The 15557-nt window shown below is 37.9% G+C and carries 15 protein-coding genes and 1 tRNA gene; 10 read left to right on the forward strand and 6 right to left on the reverse strand.

Going from position 1 to position 15557, the window contains the following annotated elements; translation table 11 throughout:
- Nucleotides 1–27: 27 nt before the first annotated feature.
- Nucleotides 28–306: a 30S ribosomal protein S15 gene (rpsO, locus tag BFL47_RS12395; RefSeq protein WP_016193670.1), complete on the reverse strand. Its 279-nt coding sequence runs from the start codon at nucleotides 304–306 to the stop codon at nucleotides 28–30.
- A 158-nt stretch (nucleotides 307–464) separates the two neighbouring features.
- Here rpsO and BFL47_RS12400 point away from each other — a divergent pair, with 158 nt between their 5' ends.
- Nucleotides 465–887, forward strand: coding sequence for an acyl-CoA thioesterase (locus tag BFL47_RS12400; protein WP_083257151.1), 423 nt, complete (start codon nucleotides 465–467; stop codon nucleotides 885–887).
- Nucleotides 888–1182: 295 nt separating this feature from the next.
- Here the strand turns inward: BFL47_RS12400 and BFL47_RS12405 are convergent, their stop codons facing one another.
- Nucleotides 1183–2190, reverse strand: coding sequence for a D-alanine--D-alanine ligase (locus BFL47_RS12405; protein ID WP_069660117.1), 1008 nt, complete (start codon nucleotides 2188–2190; stop codon nucleotides 1183–1185).
- Nucleotides 2191–2258: 68 nt separating this feature from the next.
- Between BFL47_RS12405 and BFL47_RS12410 the strand changes: the two genes are divergently transcribed.
- From BFL47_RS12410 to BFL47_RS12430, 5 genes are all read left to right on the forward strand, one after another.
- Nucleotides 2259–3065 carry a PASTA domain-containing protein gene (locus tag BFL47_RS12410; protein WP_069660118.1) on the forward strand — a complete coding sequence of 269 codons (807 nt, stop codon included), beginning with the start codon at nucleotides 2259–2261 and terminating at the stop codon, nucleotides 3063–3065.
- 18 nt (nucleotides 3066–3083) lie between these two features.
- Nucleotides 3084–4139, forward strand: a complete 1056-nt coding sequence (mltG, locus tag BFL47_RS12415) for an endolytic transglycosylase MltG (RefSeq protein WP_069660119.1) — start codon at nucleotides 3084–3086, stop codon at nucleotides 4137–4139.
- Nucleotides 4139–4546: an acyl-CoA thioesterase gene (locus tag BFL47_RS12420; protein ID WP_069660120.1), complete on the forward strand. Its 408-nt coding sequence runs from the start codon at nucleotides 4139–4141 to the stop codon at nucleotides 4544–4546. Before mltG ends, BFL47_RS12420 begins: the two co-directional genes overlap by 1 nt.
- Nucleotides 4547–4552: 6 nt before the next feature.
- A complete protein-coding gene (locus tag BFL47_RS12425) occupies nucleotides 4553–5554 on the forward strand; it encodes a YihY/virulence factor BrkB family protein (RefSeq protein WP_069660121.1) in 1002 nt (333 codons plus the stop codon).
- 95 nt (nucleotides 5555–5649) lie between these two features.
- Nucleotides 5650–5736 (forward strand) — tRNA-Ser (locus BFL47_RS12430).
- A gap of 195 nt (nucleotides 5737–5931) precedes the next feature.
- On the opposite strand, the gene BFL47_RS12435 is transcribed toward BFL47_RS12430, so the two are convergent.
- Together BFL47_RS12435 and BFL47_RS12440 are read right to left on the reverse strand one after the other, a co-directional pair.
- Nucleotides 5932–6102: a hypothetical protein gene (locus BFL47_RS12435; protein ID WP_170827316.1), complete on the reverse strand. Its 171-nt coding sequence runs from the start codon at nucleotides 6100–6102 to the stop codon at nucleotides 5932–5934.
- A gap of 279 nt (nucleotides 6103–6381) precedes the next feature.
- On the reverse strand, nucleotides 6382–8745 hold the full coding sequence (locus BFL47_RS12440) for an ABC transporter permease (protein WP_069660123.1): 2364 nt from the start codon (nucleotides 8743–8745) through the stop codon (nucleotides 6382–6384).
- A 300-nt stretch (nucleotides 8746–9045) separates the two neighbouring features.
- Here BFL47_RS12440 and BFL47_RS19310 point away from each other — a divergent pair, with 300 nt between their 5' ends.
- Nucleotides 9046–9363 (forward strand): DUF4372 domain-containing protein, encoded by a 318-nt coding sequence (locus BFL47_RS19310; RefSeq protein WP_394332408.1) that lies wholly within the window; start codon nucleotides 9046–9048, stop codon nucleotides 9361–9363.
- On the opposite strand, the gene BFL47_RS12445 is transcribed toward BFL47_RS19310, so the two are convergent.
- Nucleotides 9290–9622, reverse strand: a complete 333-nt coding sequence (locus tag BFL47_RS12445) for a reverse transcriptase domain-containing protein (RefSeq protein ID WP_069660124.1) — start codon at nucleotides 9620–9622, stop codon at nucleotides 9290–9292. The two genes, BFL47_RS19310 and BFL47_RS12445, sit on opposite strands and share 74 nt — an antisense overlap.
- Between BFL47_RS12445 and BFL47_RS12450 the strand changes: the two genes are divergently transcribed.
- Nucleotides 9621–11237 carry a response regulator gene (locus BFL47_RS12450; protein WP_069660125.1) on the forward strand — a complete coding sequence of 539 codons (1617 nt, stop codon included), beginning with the start codon at nucleotides 9621–9623 and terminating at the stop codon, nucleotides 11235–11237. The genes BFL47_RS12445 and BFL47_RS12450 overlap by 2 nt on opposite strands.
- A gap of 53 nt (nucleotides 11238–11290) precedes the next feature.
- Here the strand turns inward: BFL47_RS12450 and BFL47_RS12455 are convergent, their stop codons facing one another.
- Nucleotides 11291–12001: a class I SAM-dependent methyltransferase gene (locus BFL47_RS12455; protein WP_069660126.1), complete on the reverse strand. Its 711-nt coding sequence runs from the start codon at nucleotides 11999–12001 to the stop codon at nucleotides 11291–11293.
- Between the two features lie 263 nt (nucleotides 12002–12264).
- On the opposite strand from BFL47_RS12455, the gene BFL47_RS12460 reads away from it, so the two are divergent.
- Nucleotides 12265–14595: a TonB-dependent receptor gene (locus BFL47_RS12460; RefSeq protein ID WP_069660127.1), complete on the forward strand. Its 2331-nt coding sequence runs from the start codon at nucleotides 12265–12267 to the stop codon at nucleotides 14593–14595.
- Nucleotides 14596–14598: 3 nt separating this feature from the next.
- Nucleotides 14599–15408, forward strand: a complete 810-nt coding sequence (locus tag BFL47_RS12465; protein ID WP_069660128.1) for a DUF4249 domain-containing protein — start codon at nucleotides 14599–14601, stop codon at nucleotides 15406–15408.
- Nucleotides 15409–15557 lie beyond the last annotated feature (149 nt).

Raw genomic sequence — 15557 nt, forward strand, 5'->3', positions numbered from 1 at the left:
GAATGGCTTTTTAATTTTTGGTGCAGATTATTTAATTATATCTCTTAATGCCAAGGCTTTAATGATAGCACGGTAACGGTTAATGTCTTTCTTAAATAAGTAAGCCAATAGACCACGACGCTTGCCTACAAGTTTTTGAAGCGCTAACTGAGTCGAGAAATCTTTTCTGTTCTTCTTCAAATGCCCGGTTAAATGAGCAATACGAGTAGTAAATAATGCAACCTGACCTTCTGTTGAACCAGTGTCAGTTGCTGACTTTCCATGTGTGGCAAAAATCTCTGCCTTGTTTTCTTTACTTAAATACATTACCTGAATAATATTAAAGCGTTACACTTTTTGTTAATTGAGGTGCAAAGGTAGATTTAAATCATTGAATAAGCAATAGTTAATTCGTTATTATAAAAGACGGATCCAGTTATAATTTGAAATCCAAAAATAATACTACACTTTTGCTTCAACCAGCTATGGAAACAAATCCTACATACAGTAAATTCCAAACCGAATTTAAAGTTCGTCCCGACGATATCGACATGTTTCAACATGTGCATAACAGCACTTATTTCGACTATGTACTAGCCGCTCGTTATGAACAGATGCAGGAATTTTACCACATGTCCATGGAAGAATTCCTATCCCAGGGCCTTGGGTGGGTAGTGAAAACGGCCTATGTGGATTATAAACGGCCACTTGCACTTGGCGATACCTTTATTGTAGAGACTGGAATAACCGTACTTTCAGAACGAGGATGTAAAGTTGAATTTAAGATTACCAATAAAAAAACGACTAAAATCTGTTGTGATGGATGGTTTGATTATGTGCTGATTGACACCAAAACCGGGCGAAGTGCAAAAGTAACCGCTGAAATGATCAGCCGTTACTCTATTTAATTCTGAAAGCATCTTAAAAATCCGGATCTGAAATCTTAAAAATGGCATTTAAACAACCAGGGAATATTCTGCTTTCTATCACCATAATATCTTACATATACCTAAGACGAAATTTAAGCGCAGCTTTCTTTCATCCCGTGCGGAGAAGGTGCGGAGAAGGTGCGAGTTAGGTGGGTATAAAGTGCGTGAAAAATAATAGCGAGATAGTAAAAAATCAGATAGATTTATAATTCAAATATAGCCACATACTTTCAAAAAATCTTTCTGATTTTTTAGCGTAGTAATCCCTGTATAATTATACAACCAATTTCTTTGCACCTTCCAAAGATATTTCAATCAGTTCCGTATAGAAATCCTGAATAGTACTTCCCGAAGCACGTACCTGTTGAGGAATCAAACTCGTTTCCGTTTGTCCTGGTACTGTGTTCACCTCAATAAAAAAGAACTTACCTGTACCCTCTTCCAAAATATAGTCAATGCGTACAATTCCATTGCAGTTTAATTTACTATAAGTTTCAGCCGCAATTAACCCTACCCTTTTAACCTCTTCCTCAGACATTCTTCCGGGAGTAATTTCTTCAGTCATGCCTTTGGTATATTTGGCTTCAAAATCAAAAAACTCTTTAGAGCTGATGATTTCTGTGCAAGGCAGCACCTGGATGCCCTCTTTTCCTTTATAAACGCCAACTGTAAATTCGCGTCCAGCTATAAATTCTTCTACCAATACCTGGGAATCTTCTTTAAAAGCTCTTTCCAGAGCCTCTGGTAATTCACTTGCCAGTTTAACCTTGCTCATGCCAATACTACTGCCACCACTGTTGGGCTTAATGAAAAGAGGTAGGTTTAACTGCTTTAACAGGTCTTCTGAATGAACCGGAGTATGAGAAAACAATTGAACTGAGCGGGCAACATATAGGTCCTTTACTCCATCCACGATGGCTTTGGTATACCCTTTATTCATGGTAATAGCCGATGTGAGCGCATCACAGGTATTATAAGGAATGCCCAGCATGTCAAAATAGCCCTGCAGTTTACCATCTTCACCGGGAGAGCCATGCAAGCCGATAAAAACAGCATCAAAACGGATTACTTTATCCTGAATTGTGATCGAGAAATCGTTTTTGTCCACAGTATGGATCATGGCGTTCTCGTCCACGTAATACCAGCGTTCGCGGGTAATAACTATGGTGTACACATCAAATTTTTCTCGGTCAATATTCCTTTCAATAACTTCAGCGCTTTTAAAAGAAATGGCTGATTCGCCGGTAAAACCACCGGTTACCAGGGCTATAGTATTCTTCATAGGGCAAATATATTTTAAAATCCTCTTTTTTACTTAAGTTTGGGCATCTTTGCCAAAGATTTTGATCCATGAGTAAATTTTTAGCATATCTTAAAACGAGTACATTTCGTAAAAACCTAATAATTGCGATCGTATCAGTAGCTGTATTCCTGCTGCTCATATTCTTTTGTTTACGGTTTTATACCCGTCACGGGGAAGGAGTTGCCGTACCAAAACTCAAAGGTTTACCTGTTGAGCAAGCAATAGCATTGCTGGAATCGCAAGGTTTACGCTACCAGATTGATTCGGTGTATCAGATCGATAAGGAGCCGGGAATGGTGACAGAGCAGGATCCGGATGAGGGAACAAACGTCAAGTTTAACCGTACCATTTATCTGACTATCATTACGCGGAATGCCCCAAATGTAGGCTTTCCTGATATTTTCGAAAGCAGCTATCTGGAAGCCCGGGCAGTACTAAGCAATTATGGAATAAAAATAGCAGATACCAGTTATACCTCCGATATTATGCGTGACCGTGTATTGTCGGTGACGTACCGTGGACAGAATATACTGAAGGGTGATGCCATTCCGAAGGGATCATCGATATCCTTGGTGCTTGGCGATGGTAAAGGTGCCAGCGAGGTAGATTTGCCAAATGTGGTGGGATTATCACTGCCGGAAGCTATATTTTCCCTCAAAGGATCGTCCCTGACTATGGGTACTGTCTCTTACGAGGGATCGGTAACCGATACGATTAATGCAAAAGTATTCAAACAATATCCCGCAGTTAGTGATTCCCTATATAAAGTAGCAATTGGTACACCGGTAGACCTGATCCTTTCCAACGACCTTCCTCCTGTACCATCGGTAGATGTAAAGAAAGTTGCTCCTTAAGTTAAATCATTCTATACAATGATCGAAGAAAAAAATAAGAGACTATCTCCTTTAATAAAGTTTTTAATTGCATTTACACTTTTTGTAATTATTGCACTGGGCATCACCGGGCTTAATTATTATCTGCGTTACATGGGTAAAAGTGTAACTGATAATGAAAAGTACCTGTATATTAAAACCGGTTCTACGTTTGATGATGTATATGCTACGATCCGGGAAAAGGATATGGTGAAAGATTCCATCGTGTTTCTTTGGGTGGCTCAGAATATGGATTATCCATTGGCTGTGAAGCCTGGGAAATATAGGCTAATCAATGGGATGAGTAACCGTGTTTTAATCAATATGTTAAAGTCGGGCAACCAGGAAGAAGTAAGTCTAAGTTTCCGTGGTTATCGTTTACAACAAGATTTTGCTGCTTATATTGGAACACAGTTGGAGGCAGACTCGGCATCCCTGCTCAGTTTACTCGATTCTACTGCTTTTGTGAGTAAGTATGGTTTCGATAAAAGTAACGTTTATGCCATGTTCATTCCGAATACTTACAAGATGTATTGGAATGTTTCGGCAGATAAATTTTTTAAGCGGATGTATAGTGAGTATCAGAAATTCTGGACTCTGGAGCGTTTGAACAAAGCGAAGGAAGTGGGGCTCACTCCTACCCAGGTGAGTACGCTTGCTGCCATTGTGGATGCTGAAGCGCTGCATGACCAGGAGATGCCTACTATTGCAGGGCTTTATTTGAACCGTTACCGAAGGGGAATTAAACTGCAGGCAGATCCTACGGTAATTTATGCGAATAATGATTTTACTATTCGTAGGGTGTTGAACCGTCATCTTACCAAACAGTCGCCTTATAACACGTATATGTATGCGGGACTACCGCCCGGGCCTATCATGATGCCCAGCATCCATGCGATAGATGCTGTATTGAATTACCAGAAGCACAATTTTGTTTATATGTGTGCGAAGGAGGACTTTTCGGGTTACCATAACTTTGCGGTTACGGTAGCTGAACATCAAGCTAATGCACGACGCTTTCAGCAGGCATTAGATGCACATAATATTAAGAAATAATGATCACAAGCGAAACGAAGATACGAGTTAGATATGGAGAAGTGGATCAAATGGGTTATATGTACTACGGAAACTATGCGCAATTTTATGAAGTTGCCCGTGTAGATATGTTGCGCACAGTAGGTATGACGTACCGCTATCTAGAAGAGTTGGGAATTATGATGCCGGTGTTGGATATGCAGTGTAAATTTTTTAAGCCTGCGCATTATGATGAAGAGCTTACTATTAAAACGACGCTGGCTAAGATGCCCGGAGTAAGGATTCACTTTAAATATGAATTTTATAATGAATCGGGCGAGTTTATACATGTAGGTGAAACTACGCTTGTGTTTGTGGATATGAAGCGAATGAGGCCTTGTTTGCCTCCAGAGATTTTTCAGAATAGGCTTAAACCATTTTTTGATTAGTTTAGTATGCCAGGAGTTCAGTATTATCTGCTAAAAATTAAGCCGTATAGCCGGTTTATCGAGTGGACGAAAACGGCTGTGTTTCCTGTTTTTAGTCCTCTGCCGGTGTACACCATTGGAAGTTTCTTCTTTCAGGAAATTGGGCGGGATTCGCTAGTTACGAAAGCATCAGCGTTAGCTTATAATTTCATGCTGGCTATTTTTCCGGGAATCATCTTTCTTTTTACACTGATTCCTTATATTCCTGTTCGCGGATTCCAGCAGAAGTTACTTGATTTAATCGCAATGCTGCTTCCTTCAAATGCGTTTCTGGCTGTACAGTCTACGTTGCTTGATATTATTAATAAGCAGAATGGTGGTTTACTGTCTTTTGGATTTGCTGCTGCTTTGTTTTTTTCTACTAATGGGGTGACAAATTTAATGGCTGCTTTTAACAAGTCATCTTTGCAGACTGAAACGAGAGGTTGGCTGAGACAACGTATTGTTGCGCTTAATTTAACGTTTGTGATTGTGATTGCCTTGATTATGGGCCTTTCTATTATTACGATTGGGGAATATATAATTGGAACCATTCAAGACGAGCTTGCCTTTAAAGGAGGCGACTGGTTTTATGTGTATTTAATTGCTGCTGTGCGCTGGTTTATTTTAGCGGTGGTGTATTTTTTAACGATTAGCATGATTTACCGGTATGGGCCTTCTCATCCTAAAAAGTGGAAATTGTTTAGTCCGGGCGCTTGGTTGGCTACTTTGCTAACGATTTTGATTTCCTGGGGGTTTACTTATTATATTAATCATTTTAGTAACTACAATAAGCTTTACGGTTCTATCGGAACGTTAATTGTAATTATGATCTGGCTGTTTTTAAACTCATTAATTATATTGATTGGATTTGAGTTGAATGCGAGTATTGACCTGTCAAAACGCAGTATTAAGATCATCAGACCGCAGTTTAACAACTTCCGGGAGGAGCCGACACAGCAAATCAACAAGAAAAACCTTCCTAAGTAAAAATTATCGTCTTGAGATACAGACTGGTAATTTATAATTGAATTTATTTCGCGTATAAAATTTGGAGAAGAGGGTAAGATTTGTACTTTTGTCGCGGAGAGTTGGCAGAGTGGTCGATTGCGGCAGTCTTGAAAACTGTTGACTTGTTAAAGGGTCCGCGGGTTCGAATCCCCCACTCTCCGCATAGGGAATAAAGCCTGTTAATTGAAAGATTGACAGGTTTTTCTTGTTTTATGGAACTTTGAAAATTATTTGGAAAGCAAAGGTTAAATCTTGTTTACTGTGTGAAGATGATATAAATATTCCTTTGGGACAAGTGCTACAAACTTAATTGCCTTCTTCCAAAATATTGATAGTGTGAATATTCTTTATTTTTTTTACTTGGCTCTTCTAAGTTTGTAAAGTACTTCAACAAATTCATTTGTTTCGATCTTACTGCTGATGTCTTCTTTCACTTCAATAAGGTAACCTATTATATCTAACTCTATAAAATCGATGGGCTTGTCATTGATTAATTCAGTTACTTCGTGCAACATCGATTTTCTCATTAATTGTTTCTCCGATGTATAATACATTTGTATTTTACATATAAATGCCGTGATCTTAATATAATATGCCGCTAATGAAAAGTGGTCGAGCTAAGCTCGACGCTCAAACGTATCTCGTAAGATAGCCTTAAAAGCCAAATTATTCCGATAATCTAACACCTTTCTAATATTTTAACGTTTAGCTTCAGTGAAAAAGGTATCTCAATTTCGACAGACAATAAGAATTGAATAATTTCAATTTTCATAGTGATTAAACCTTAACTAATTTTTTGTGGCTAATTAACTTCTTATACTATTCATTGGATTCATCATTGCTACCTTAAAAGTATATATACTAATAGTTATGAAAGTAATAAATATTGCAACAATAGCAGAAATTCCAAATATCCAAAGTTGGATTGAAGTATGGAAGGCAAAGCCTTGCAACCATTTATTCAAAACAATATAGGATATTGGTGATGCAATTAATAAAGCAATTATGATATATAATAAAAAATCGCCTGATAACAGTTTAAGCAAAGACGGAACACTCGCTCCTAACAGTTTTCGGATACCAATTTCTCTAAAACGCTGTTCTGCTGTAAACATCACCTGACCTAATAGTCCAAAGCAAGAAATGAAAATTGCAAGAAGTGAAAAAGCAGAGGATAGTCTCCCGACCATTTGTTCACTTTCATATAGAATATCATATTCATCTTCAGAAAAAGTATAATTAAGTGGAAAATTAGGATTTAACTTTTGGTTGACTTTTCTAAGGCTTTCAAGAGCTTGTTTCGTCATACCAGAATGTGTTCTAATTATTGCGGTTCCCATACTCTCATACTCGCAGAAACGAACAATTAATGGCTTTATAGGATCATGAAGAGATGCAAAATTAAAATCTTTGATAACTCCTATTATCTGCCCCTTCCTCCCCCACAGGTTAATTGAAAGACCGATAGGGCTTTTATAACCTATTTCCTTTAGGGCGGCTTCATTTATAAGAAAGCCAGTTGAATCTTTCGGAAACTCTTTCGAAAAATCTCTTCCCTCTATTAACTGTAATCTTAAAGTACTCACGAAATTATAACCGGCGCCTATAATTGTAAATTGCGTTTTATCATTTGGATCTTTATTCGTCCAGTTAATATCGTTTTCCGAATTCTCGACATCTGTCAGTGCTTCACTCGCATGTGTAATAGATTGTATTCCAGGAAGCGTTAACGTGTTATTTTTGAACAAATCGTATTTAGCCTTTAAGTCTCCAGTTAAAGGTTGATAAATTAGATTATTACGGTCATATCCTAAACTCTTTGATTGAATGAAGTTAATTTGCCGTGCAATTACAATTGTTCCGATTATAAGGAATAATGACAAAGCAAACTGAAAGACAACAAGACATTTACGAAACAAGGTTGCGCCACGACCCATTCTAACCCCCCCACTTAGCACTTTAACTGCACTAAAAGAAGACAAAAATAATGCAGGATATGCTCCAGATAATAAGCCAGTTACAAATGCAATGGCAATTAATAGTATCCAAAAAGAAAAATGACCAAACGGTAATTCAAGCTGTTTTTGAGTAACCTCCTTAAACACCGGTAAAAATAACACAAACAATCCTAACGAAACTGTAACACTTACCAATGTAGTTAGCATTGACTCGCCAAGAAACTGTTTAATTAAAACTGCCTTTGTTGCACCTAAGATCTTTCTCACCCCCACTTCCTTAGATCTTTTAATTGAGCGAGCGGTCATCAAATTCATGAAATTGATACACGCAATAACGAGTATGAAGACCGCTATTAAAATAAAAACTTTTACATATGCAATTCTTCCTCCCGTTATCTTTCCATTTGAGAAACCTCCATACAGATAAACCTTAGAATAAGGTTGCAAAGCCAATTCTATCTTATAAGTTTTTGACTCTTTAATATATTTATTTAGAAAGTGCGTGATTTTTTTTTCGACTAAACTATGATCCGCATTTTCTCGTAGCATCAAATAAGTTTGTGGACCTTGTATATTCCATTCCTTTAACCATGGATGTTCATTTAATTCTTGATTCCAACTGGTTAAATATTCAAATTTCTTAGATGTATTACTCGGTAAATCTTCGAATACAGCTTTTACGAAAAAGTTCTTTTTATTGTCATAACGCAGACTTTTGTTCATCGCCGCCCGGGGACTACCAAAAAACTGATTTGCCATTTTATGTGATATAGCAATGCCAGAAAGTGAACTTAAAGCATCTTTAGAGCTACCCTCCAAAAACTTGTTACTAAACATTTTAAAATACTCTTCTCCTGCGTACCCACCATTTAATGTTATTATTTTTTCACTAAATTGGAAGGTGTGCCACTTATCGTAGGCCACCGTAGTAGCATATTGAACTTCTGGTATCGTATTCCTGATTTCTGAGGCCAAAAGACCTGAAGTTCCATAATTTCCTTCAATTTTGCCCTGAGAGTACACCTTTTCATAAACTACCATCAATCGATCATTACTTTCATGCCAAGTATCTGTACTCAATTCACTTTGTACCCATAGAAAGATAAGTAAGCTACACGCAAGTCCTACTGATAGACCTACAATATTGATTAAAGTTTGAACCTTGTCTTTCAGCATGTTACGATACGCTGTCTTAAGATAATTTACTATCATAGGTTAAGGTTAGTATTTCTATGTTATATATTAAATGTAGTTGAAAATGATCGACAGTTTAGGTTACAAGTTTATATGGTCAATATAAACATATTTGCTAGCATATTAATTTATTTTTAAAAAAAATAGGTATTTGGTTTTAGTCTCAGAGAAATCGCTTTAACGGTGCTTTCTTTGTCAGCCTGAGTCGCCTTTATTTAATTTCCAGAAATAAAATAAAGGAGTTGTATTTTTATGTTTTAAATCAATAGCGTCCTAAATGCAAAAAGAGAAAGGAAAAGTTTTAACACAAAGTTACCTTTGTGGTGCAAAAAACAATCCTCCTTTCTCGATGATAAACATAACATTATTTCACGGATTATATCAAAGTTGGACCGTTCAAAGTTCAACAAGCTTTCTTTAGCCAAAGGAACAGACAAGCACAATAAAGGGTATAACAGCTGGACGCATTTGGTGTCGATGCTTTTCTGCCAATTTGTGAATAGTCAATCGGTACGAGATATTAGTAACGGACTTCGCTCAGCTACGGGCAACTTAAATCATATCATCGTTCTTGAGTATAAAACCGAACCGCTTTCACCATTAATTCATGATCAATATTATCATAGAACCCCTTGATATCCATATAAATCACCCATGCAGCTTTAAAACACCTCTGCGTGGCAGTATTGATTGCCTGATGAGCATTCTTGTCCCTTCGGTACCCGTAACTATCCGAGTGAAATAAATGGTCTATCTTAGGTCCCATAAAATGTTTGACCACTTGTTGTGCAACTCGATCGGCTACAGTAGGAATCTCTAAACTTCTAGAACCTCCTGATTTCTTGGGTATTTTCACCTCCTTTACTGGAGATGGAAAATAACTTCCCGAACTCATGCGGTTCCATAATTTATACAAATTCTTTTGCAAGTTCCAGCAGCAGGAACAAGCGGCAAGGGAAGAGGCAGAAAAGGCCAATCAAGCCAAAAGTATTTTTCTTGCTACGATGAGCCATGAGATTCGCACGCCTATGAATGGTGTGTTGGGTATGGCTTCGCTGCTTCATGAAACGTCTTTGAACACAGAACAGGCTGAATATGTTGAAACAATAAGAAACAGCGGTGAAACGCTTATGAATGTGATTAATGATGTGCTGGATTTTTCTAAGATTGAATCTGGTAAACTGGATCTTGACCCGCATGAATTTAATTTACGGCATTGCATTGAAGAAGTAATGGATCTTTTTGCAGGTAAAGCAGCGCTGAATGGGATTGACCTGGTATACCAAATTGGTAGCGATATTCCTCTAAACTTACTGGCCGATAGTATGAGATTGAAACAGGTTTTGATTAACCTGATCGGTAATGCAGTTAAGTTTACGCATAAGGGTGAAATATTTCTTGATGTAAGCTCGAACAGAAGAGGCTTGGATGAAGAATTAATTGAACTGGTATTCCAGGTAAAAGACACAGGCATTGGGATACCACAGGAGAAGTTAACTGACTTGTTTAATGCATTTACTCAAGTTGATTCGTCCACTACTCGAAAATATGGTGGTAGTGGGCTTGGCCTGGCTATAAGTTTAAGACAGGTTGAACTGATGGGGGGAGAAATATCCGTTAAGAGCAAGATCAATGAGGGTACTTCTTTTTATTTTGGTATTCAGGTTCAGATCAGTCATCAGCAGATGTTCCATCATACACGGTGTTTCATGACAGCAAAAGAGGGCAAACGCATTCTTGTAGTGGATGATAACCAAACTAACAGGAAGATTCTACAAATGCAGTTGGAGCAATGGCACCTGGTTCCGGTGATGGCCTCTTCTGCTGCTGAGGCACTCCTGTTGTTAGATCAAAAAGGCTTCGATCTGGTGTTGACTGATATGCAGATGCCGGAAATGGATGGTGTTCAGCTTGCAGAGCTGATCAGGGCAAAGAATGCTTTGTTACCTATTATTCTCCTCAGTTCTATCGGCGATGAAACACGTAATAAATATCCTCATCTTTTTAATTTTGTACTCACTAAACCAGTGAAGCAGCAGCAGTTGTGTAGTGTTATACAGATGGGACTGGAGCAGCAATTTCATGTCTTGGAAACACAAATTTATAAAGCATCTTTGATGAATGCTGAATTTGCATCCAATAATCCATTACGCATCCTGGTAGCTGAAGATAACCTAATCAATCAAAAGCTGATCGTAAGGATATTAAATAAATTAGGATATGAACCGGTTGTTGCGCAAAATGGAATGGAAGTTCTTGCTTTGTTACTCATTCACACATTTGATTTGATCTTGATGGATGTACAAATGCCAGAATTGGACGGTCTGGAAACTACAAGATCTATTCGGAGCACCGATATGATTCAGCCGGTGATTATAGCAATGACTGCTAATGCGATGCTTGAGGACAAAGAAATGTGTTTATTGGCGGGAATGGATGATTACTTATCAAAACCCCTTCATATTGAGAGTTTATTATCGGTACTGTCAGGGATTTCAGAAAAGCTATAAACAGGTATTTCGCTAATTAAAAGCATCATGGTTGGTGTTGCCTTTTTATTGCTTTAATCCTTTTGAAAGACCAGGAAGTGCTGTATGGGCATAAACTGACCATTTTGAACGATGTGGTATCCGTTTGCTTCCAATTCTTTGCGGACTTGCTTTACGCTCATCTTGTTTTCTGTTTTTATTGCTACTGACGGATCTTCCTGTTTATACTCGATTAGAAGTAGCTTGCCGTTTGGTTTTAGAGCTTGTTTGATCGATTGAAGGAATTCATGTGGATAGAGGAGCTCATGGTATACATCAACCAGGATAGCCAGATCAATAGTGCCAGCTGGAAGATTAGGAGACTTCTCCCCTCCTTTAACTACTGCGACATTAGTAAACATAAACTCTGTAGCTTTCTTTTTTAAGTATGAAAGGGCATCATTCTGAATTTCTACCGCATATACTTTTCCTTCTCTTACTTTAGGTGCGATATGAAAAGTGTAGAATCCTGAACCTGCACCTATATCAGCTACTACACTGTTTTTTGCTACAGGTAATTTTGAGATTGCCAGGTTTGTGTTTTCTTCTATTGAACGGCTATTGCGTTCCAACCATGCTAAGCCTTCAAAGCTCATGATCTGAGCTATTTCCCGTCCCATATAAACTTTACCTGTACCATTTTCGGATGGGTCTTTAAAGCTATAGGTGCCTGTTGCTTTCTGAGCGAAAGTGCTGATGCTTAGCACCATTAGGCATAAAACGGATATAATTTTTGATTGTATCATAGGCTTTTTACTATAAGACCAATGATGAAAATATGTTTTAAATTATTAGAGAGTAACTTTTTTGGCTTTTAAACGTCTTAATTGGAGATTTACTTTTTAAGTTTTGAAAATTTATGAAAGATAATTATGGGTCCTTTTTTAAAATATAAAATACATATCACCAGGAAAAACTGCTGCTTATTAAGACTCTTTTTTTAATACTTCCTTCCTTTTGCCTTAGGATATGATGAAAGGCCATTTTCTATAACACAATTTATCTATTCATGATACAAAAGACTTATATCTTTTTAATCTTCATTTTTTGCTTAATCTCCCCAATCTTTGCACAACAAAGATTTACAGTAAGCGGAACTATAAGAGATGCTGAAACGGGCGAAACACTGATTGGGGCTACGGTACGGATACAGGGAAATTCGCAGTCGCCTAGTACATCAAGTAATGCGTATGGGTTTTACTCCTTGTCAGGAAATAGTGGAGAATACATGGTTAGGGTGACTTATACGGGTTACCAGACTTTTAGCCAAAAAATCGTGTTGAATTCATCTCTTAAACTTAATATTGAACTTAAAACTAATAAAGCGGTGTTGGATGAAGTGGTCATCTCTTCGCGCAGCCGTAAGGATGAGAATGTACGCAGTCCGCAAATGGGATTAGATAAACTTGATATGAAGGCACTGGATAATGTACCTGTATTATTTGGTGAGAAGGATATACTGAAAACTATTCAGTTGCTGCCTGGAGTAAAGTCTGGTGGAGAAGGAAATACAGGCTTTTTTGTGAGGGGTGGTGCTGCCGATCAGAACTTAATCTTACTGGATGAGGCAACGGTGTATAACTCATCTCATCTGCTAAGCTTTTTTTCTACCTTTAATTCAGATGCCATCAAGGATGTAAGTCTCTATAAAGGAGGAATGCCTGCACAATATGGCGGTCGTTTATCTTCTGTATTGGATGTAAAGATGCAGGATGGCAACAACAAGGAGTTTGGTGTTCAAGGCGGAATTGGACTGATTGCATCACGTTTAAAGTTGGAAGGGCCTATCGTAAAAGATAAAGGTTCATTTATGATCAGTGCCCGTCGTACTTATATTGATGTGTTGCTTAAGGCATCCAAGGATTCTGCCTTAAACACCACTACACTCAATTTTTATGATATTAATGCCAAAGCGAATTATAAATTTAATGATAGGAACACCGTATACCTATCGGGTTATTTTGGAAAGGATAATATTGGTATTCGTGATCTGTTTGCAAATGACTGGGGAAACACAACAGCTACTGTTCGCCTGAACCATGTGTTTAACAACAGGTTGTTTTCGAATACCTCATTCATTTATAACAAATATAATTATACGATTGAACTGCTGGATGAAGATAACAATGCTCGGGTGTCTTCGTTGATCAGGGATTATAATTTTAAAGAAGACCTGCAGTATTTTAGTAATAAACACATCATCCGCTTCGGCATGCAGGCCACGCATCATCGTATTGCACCATCAGATATATCGACTTCGGGTAATTCTAGTTTTAATCCAAGTTCAGTGGAAAATCGTTATGGTCTTGAGCTTGCGGCATATGTGTCAGATGAGTGGAAGGTTAGTGATCATTTTAATTTATTATATGGTGTTCGGTTAAGCTCCTTTTCTTTATTAGGCCCCGGAACGATAAACACCTACGCTGCAAATGGGGATATTGAATCCTCTACAACTTATAAAAAAGGGGATTTTGTTAAAACCTTTATTTATCTGGAACCTCGATTCTCGGCAAGCTATAGCATAAATGAAGAAAATTCTTTCAAAGCGTCCTATAACAGGAATACTCAAAATATCCATATTCTGACTAATGCCAACACGAGCTCTCCAACAGATCAATATGTAATGAGCAGCAATAATATTAGTCCTGAATTGGCAGATCAGGTTGCTGCAGGTTACTTTAAAAATTCGAGTGATAACTCATTTGAATTTTCAGCTGAAGTGTATTATAAATGGCTTCAAAACCAGATTGATTATAAGGACGGTGCTGAATTGACAGCCAATGCTAATGTAGAGTCTGAATTGGTTTACGGCAAGGGTAGAGCATACGGTTTAGAATTATACGCCAAGAAAACGAAGGGGAAACTGACCGGATGGATCAGCTATACGCTAGCAAAAACTGAGCGTAGATTTGATGAAATTAATAAAGGCAACTATTTTCCTGCTAAACAGGATCGTACACATGACCTATCCCTGGTGGGAATGTATGATTTGAGCAGTCGTTGGTCCCTTTCGGCTAATTACATATACAGTACCGGTAATGCGGTGACTTTCCCATCGGGAAAATATAACGTTGGAGGACTGACTACTTATTATTATACGGAGCGTAATGCTAACCGGATGCCTTTTACGAGCAGACTGGATATTAGTGCTACCTTGAAGGGAAAAGAAACAAAGAAGTTTAGTTCAAGTTGGAATTTTGGGGTATACAATGCGTTAAACCGCAAAAATCCTTATGCAATACAATTTCGGGATAAGGAGAATGATCCTACCAGAACCGAGGCTGTACAAGTATCTCTGTTTGGTATCATACCTTCAGTTACCTGGAACTTTAAATTTTAATTCATGAGAAAACAGAGCATATATCAAATTTTATTTCTTGCAGCTACAATCAGTTTGTCTTCTTGTGAGAAAGTAATCGATGTTAAACTTGATTCTTCGGCCAATCAGGTGGTTATTGAAGGAAATATTACTGACCAGCAGGGACCCCAAACTATTAAGATTAGTCAATCTGTTCCCTATACAGACAGCAATGTTTATCCAGCTGTGACAGGTGCAGTGGTAACGGTTACAGATGATGCAGGTGGGTCTTGGTTGTTTAGCGAAGCACAACCAGGTAATTATTCCTTAGCGTCATTTAGAGGCGTGCCGGGACGCACCTATACGCTTCATGTAAATGCGAACAATGTTACTTACACGGCCATGTCTACTATGCCTAAATCCGTAGCCCTTGATTCGCTCAGTGTGGATGTTATTTCATTTGGCGGGAATGAAAATAAACAGGTACAAGTGCATTTTAAAGATCCGGGAAACCAGATCAATCAGTACCTGTATTTCATGAAAATTAATGGAGTACAGGCCAAGAGTATTTTCGTTGAAAATGATCGCTTTACAAACGGAAATGATATCTCAAGCGTGCTATTTTACTTTAGTGAAAATGATGATGAAGATTTAAAGTCTGGTGATCAGGTTGAAGTTGAAATGCAAAGTATTGACAAAAGTATATTTACGTACTGGTTTACCCTGAGTCAGCAGACACAAAATGGTCCTGGCGGTGGTGTAACTCCTGGAAATCCGCCTTCTAATATTAACAATAACGCATTAGGGTATTTCAGTGCTCATACAACGGAGAGAAAGACTTTAACGATTGAATAAAATATTGATACCTCCACTCCTAACGATAATAGGATTTTTAGATTGCATTGCAATGATTAATGTTTCAGGATTTGCAATACCTTTACTGATAGTTGGTGGTTATACGGGATTATCACATGAATATATTTCGTAGAACCGCATAGCTTTAG

The organism is Arcticibacter eurypsychrophilus, from assembly GCF_001730525.1.
Classification (GTDB): Bacteria; Bacteroidota; Bacteroidia; order Sphingobacteriales; family Sphingobacteriaceae; genus Arcticibacter; species Arcticibacter eurypsychrophilus.

Bases quoted from the DNA above. Each gene is read 5' to 3' on its own strand.
- BFL47_RS12450 (WP_069660125.1), top strand. From the start codon at position 9,621: ATGCGGTTCCATAATTTATACAAATTCTTTTGCAAGTTCCAGCAGCAG.
- BFL47_RS12465 (WP_069660128.1), top strand. From the start codon at position 14,599: ATGAGAAAACAGAGCATATATCAAATTTTATTTCTTGCAGCTACAATC.
- BFL47_RS12455 (WP_069660126.1), bottom strand. From the start codon at position 12,001: ATGATACAATCAAAAATTATATCCGTTTTATGCCTAATGGTGCTAAGC.
- BFL47_RS12445 (WP_069660124.1), bottom strand. From the start codon at position 9,622: ATGAGTTCGGGAAGTTATTTTCCATCTCCAGTAAAGGAGGTGAAAATA.
- BFL47_RS12435 (WP_170827316.1), bottom strand. From the start codon at position 6,102: ATGAGAAAATCGATGTTGCACGAAGTAACTGAATTAATCAATGACAAG.
- BFL47_RS12410 (WP_069660118.1), top strand. From the start codon at position 2,259: ATGAGTAAATTTTTAGCATATCTTAAAACGAGTACATTTCGTAAAAAC.
- BFL47_RS12405 (WP_069660117.1), bottom strand. From the start codon at position 2,190: ATGAAGAATACTATAGCCCTGGTAACCGGTGGTTTTACCGGCGAATCA.
- BFL47_RS12460 (WP_069660127.1), top strand. From the start codon at position 12,265: ATGATACAAAAGACTTATATCTTTTTAATCTTCATTTTTTGCTTAATC.
- BFL47_RS12425 (WP_069660121.1), top strand. From the start codon at position 4,553: ATGCCAGGAGTTCAGTATTATCTGCTAAAAATTAAGCCGTATAGCCGG.
- BFL47_RS12420 (WP_069660120.1), top strand. From the start codon at position 4,139: ATGATCACAAGCGAAACGAAGATACGAGTTAGATATGGAGAAGTGGAT.
- mltG (WP_069660119.1), top strand. From the start codon at position 3,084: ATGATCGAAGAAAAAAATAAGAGACTATCTCCTTTAATAAAGTTTTTA.
- BFL47_RS12440 (WP_069660123.1), bottom strand. From the start codon at position 8,745: ATGATAGTAAATTATCTTAAGACAGCGTATCGTAACATGCTGAAAGAC.
- BFL47_RS12400 (WP_083257151.1), top strand. From the start codon at position 465: ATGGAAACAAATCCTACATACAGTAAATTCCAAACCGAATTTAAAGTT.
- rpsO (WP_016193670.1), bottom strand. From the start codon at position 306: ATGTATTTAAGTAAAGAAAACAAGGCAGAGATTTTTGCCACACATGGA.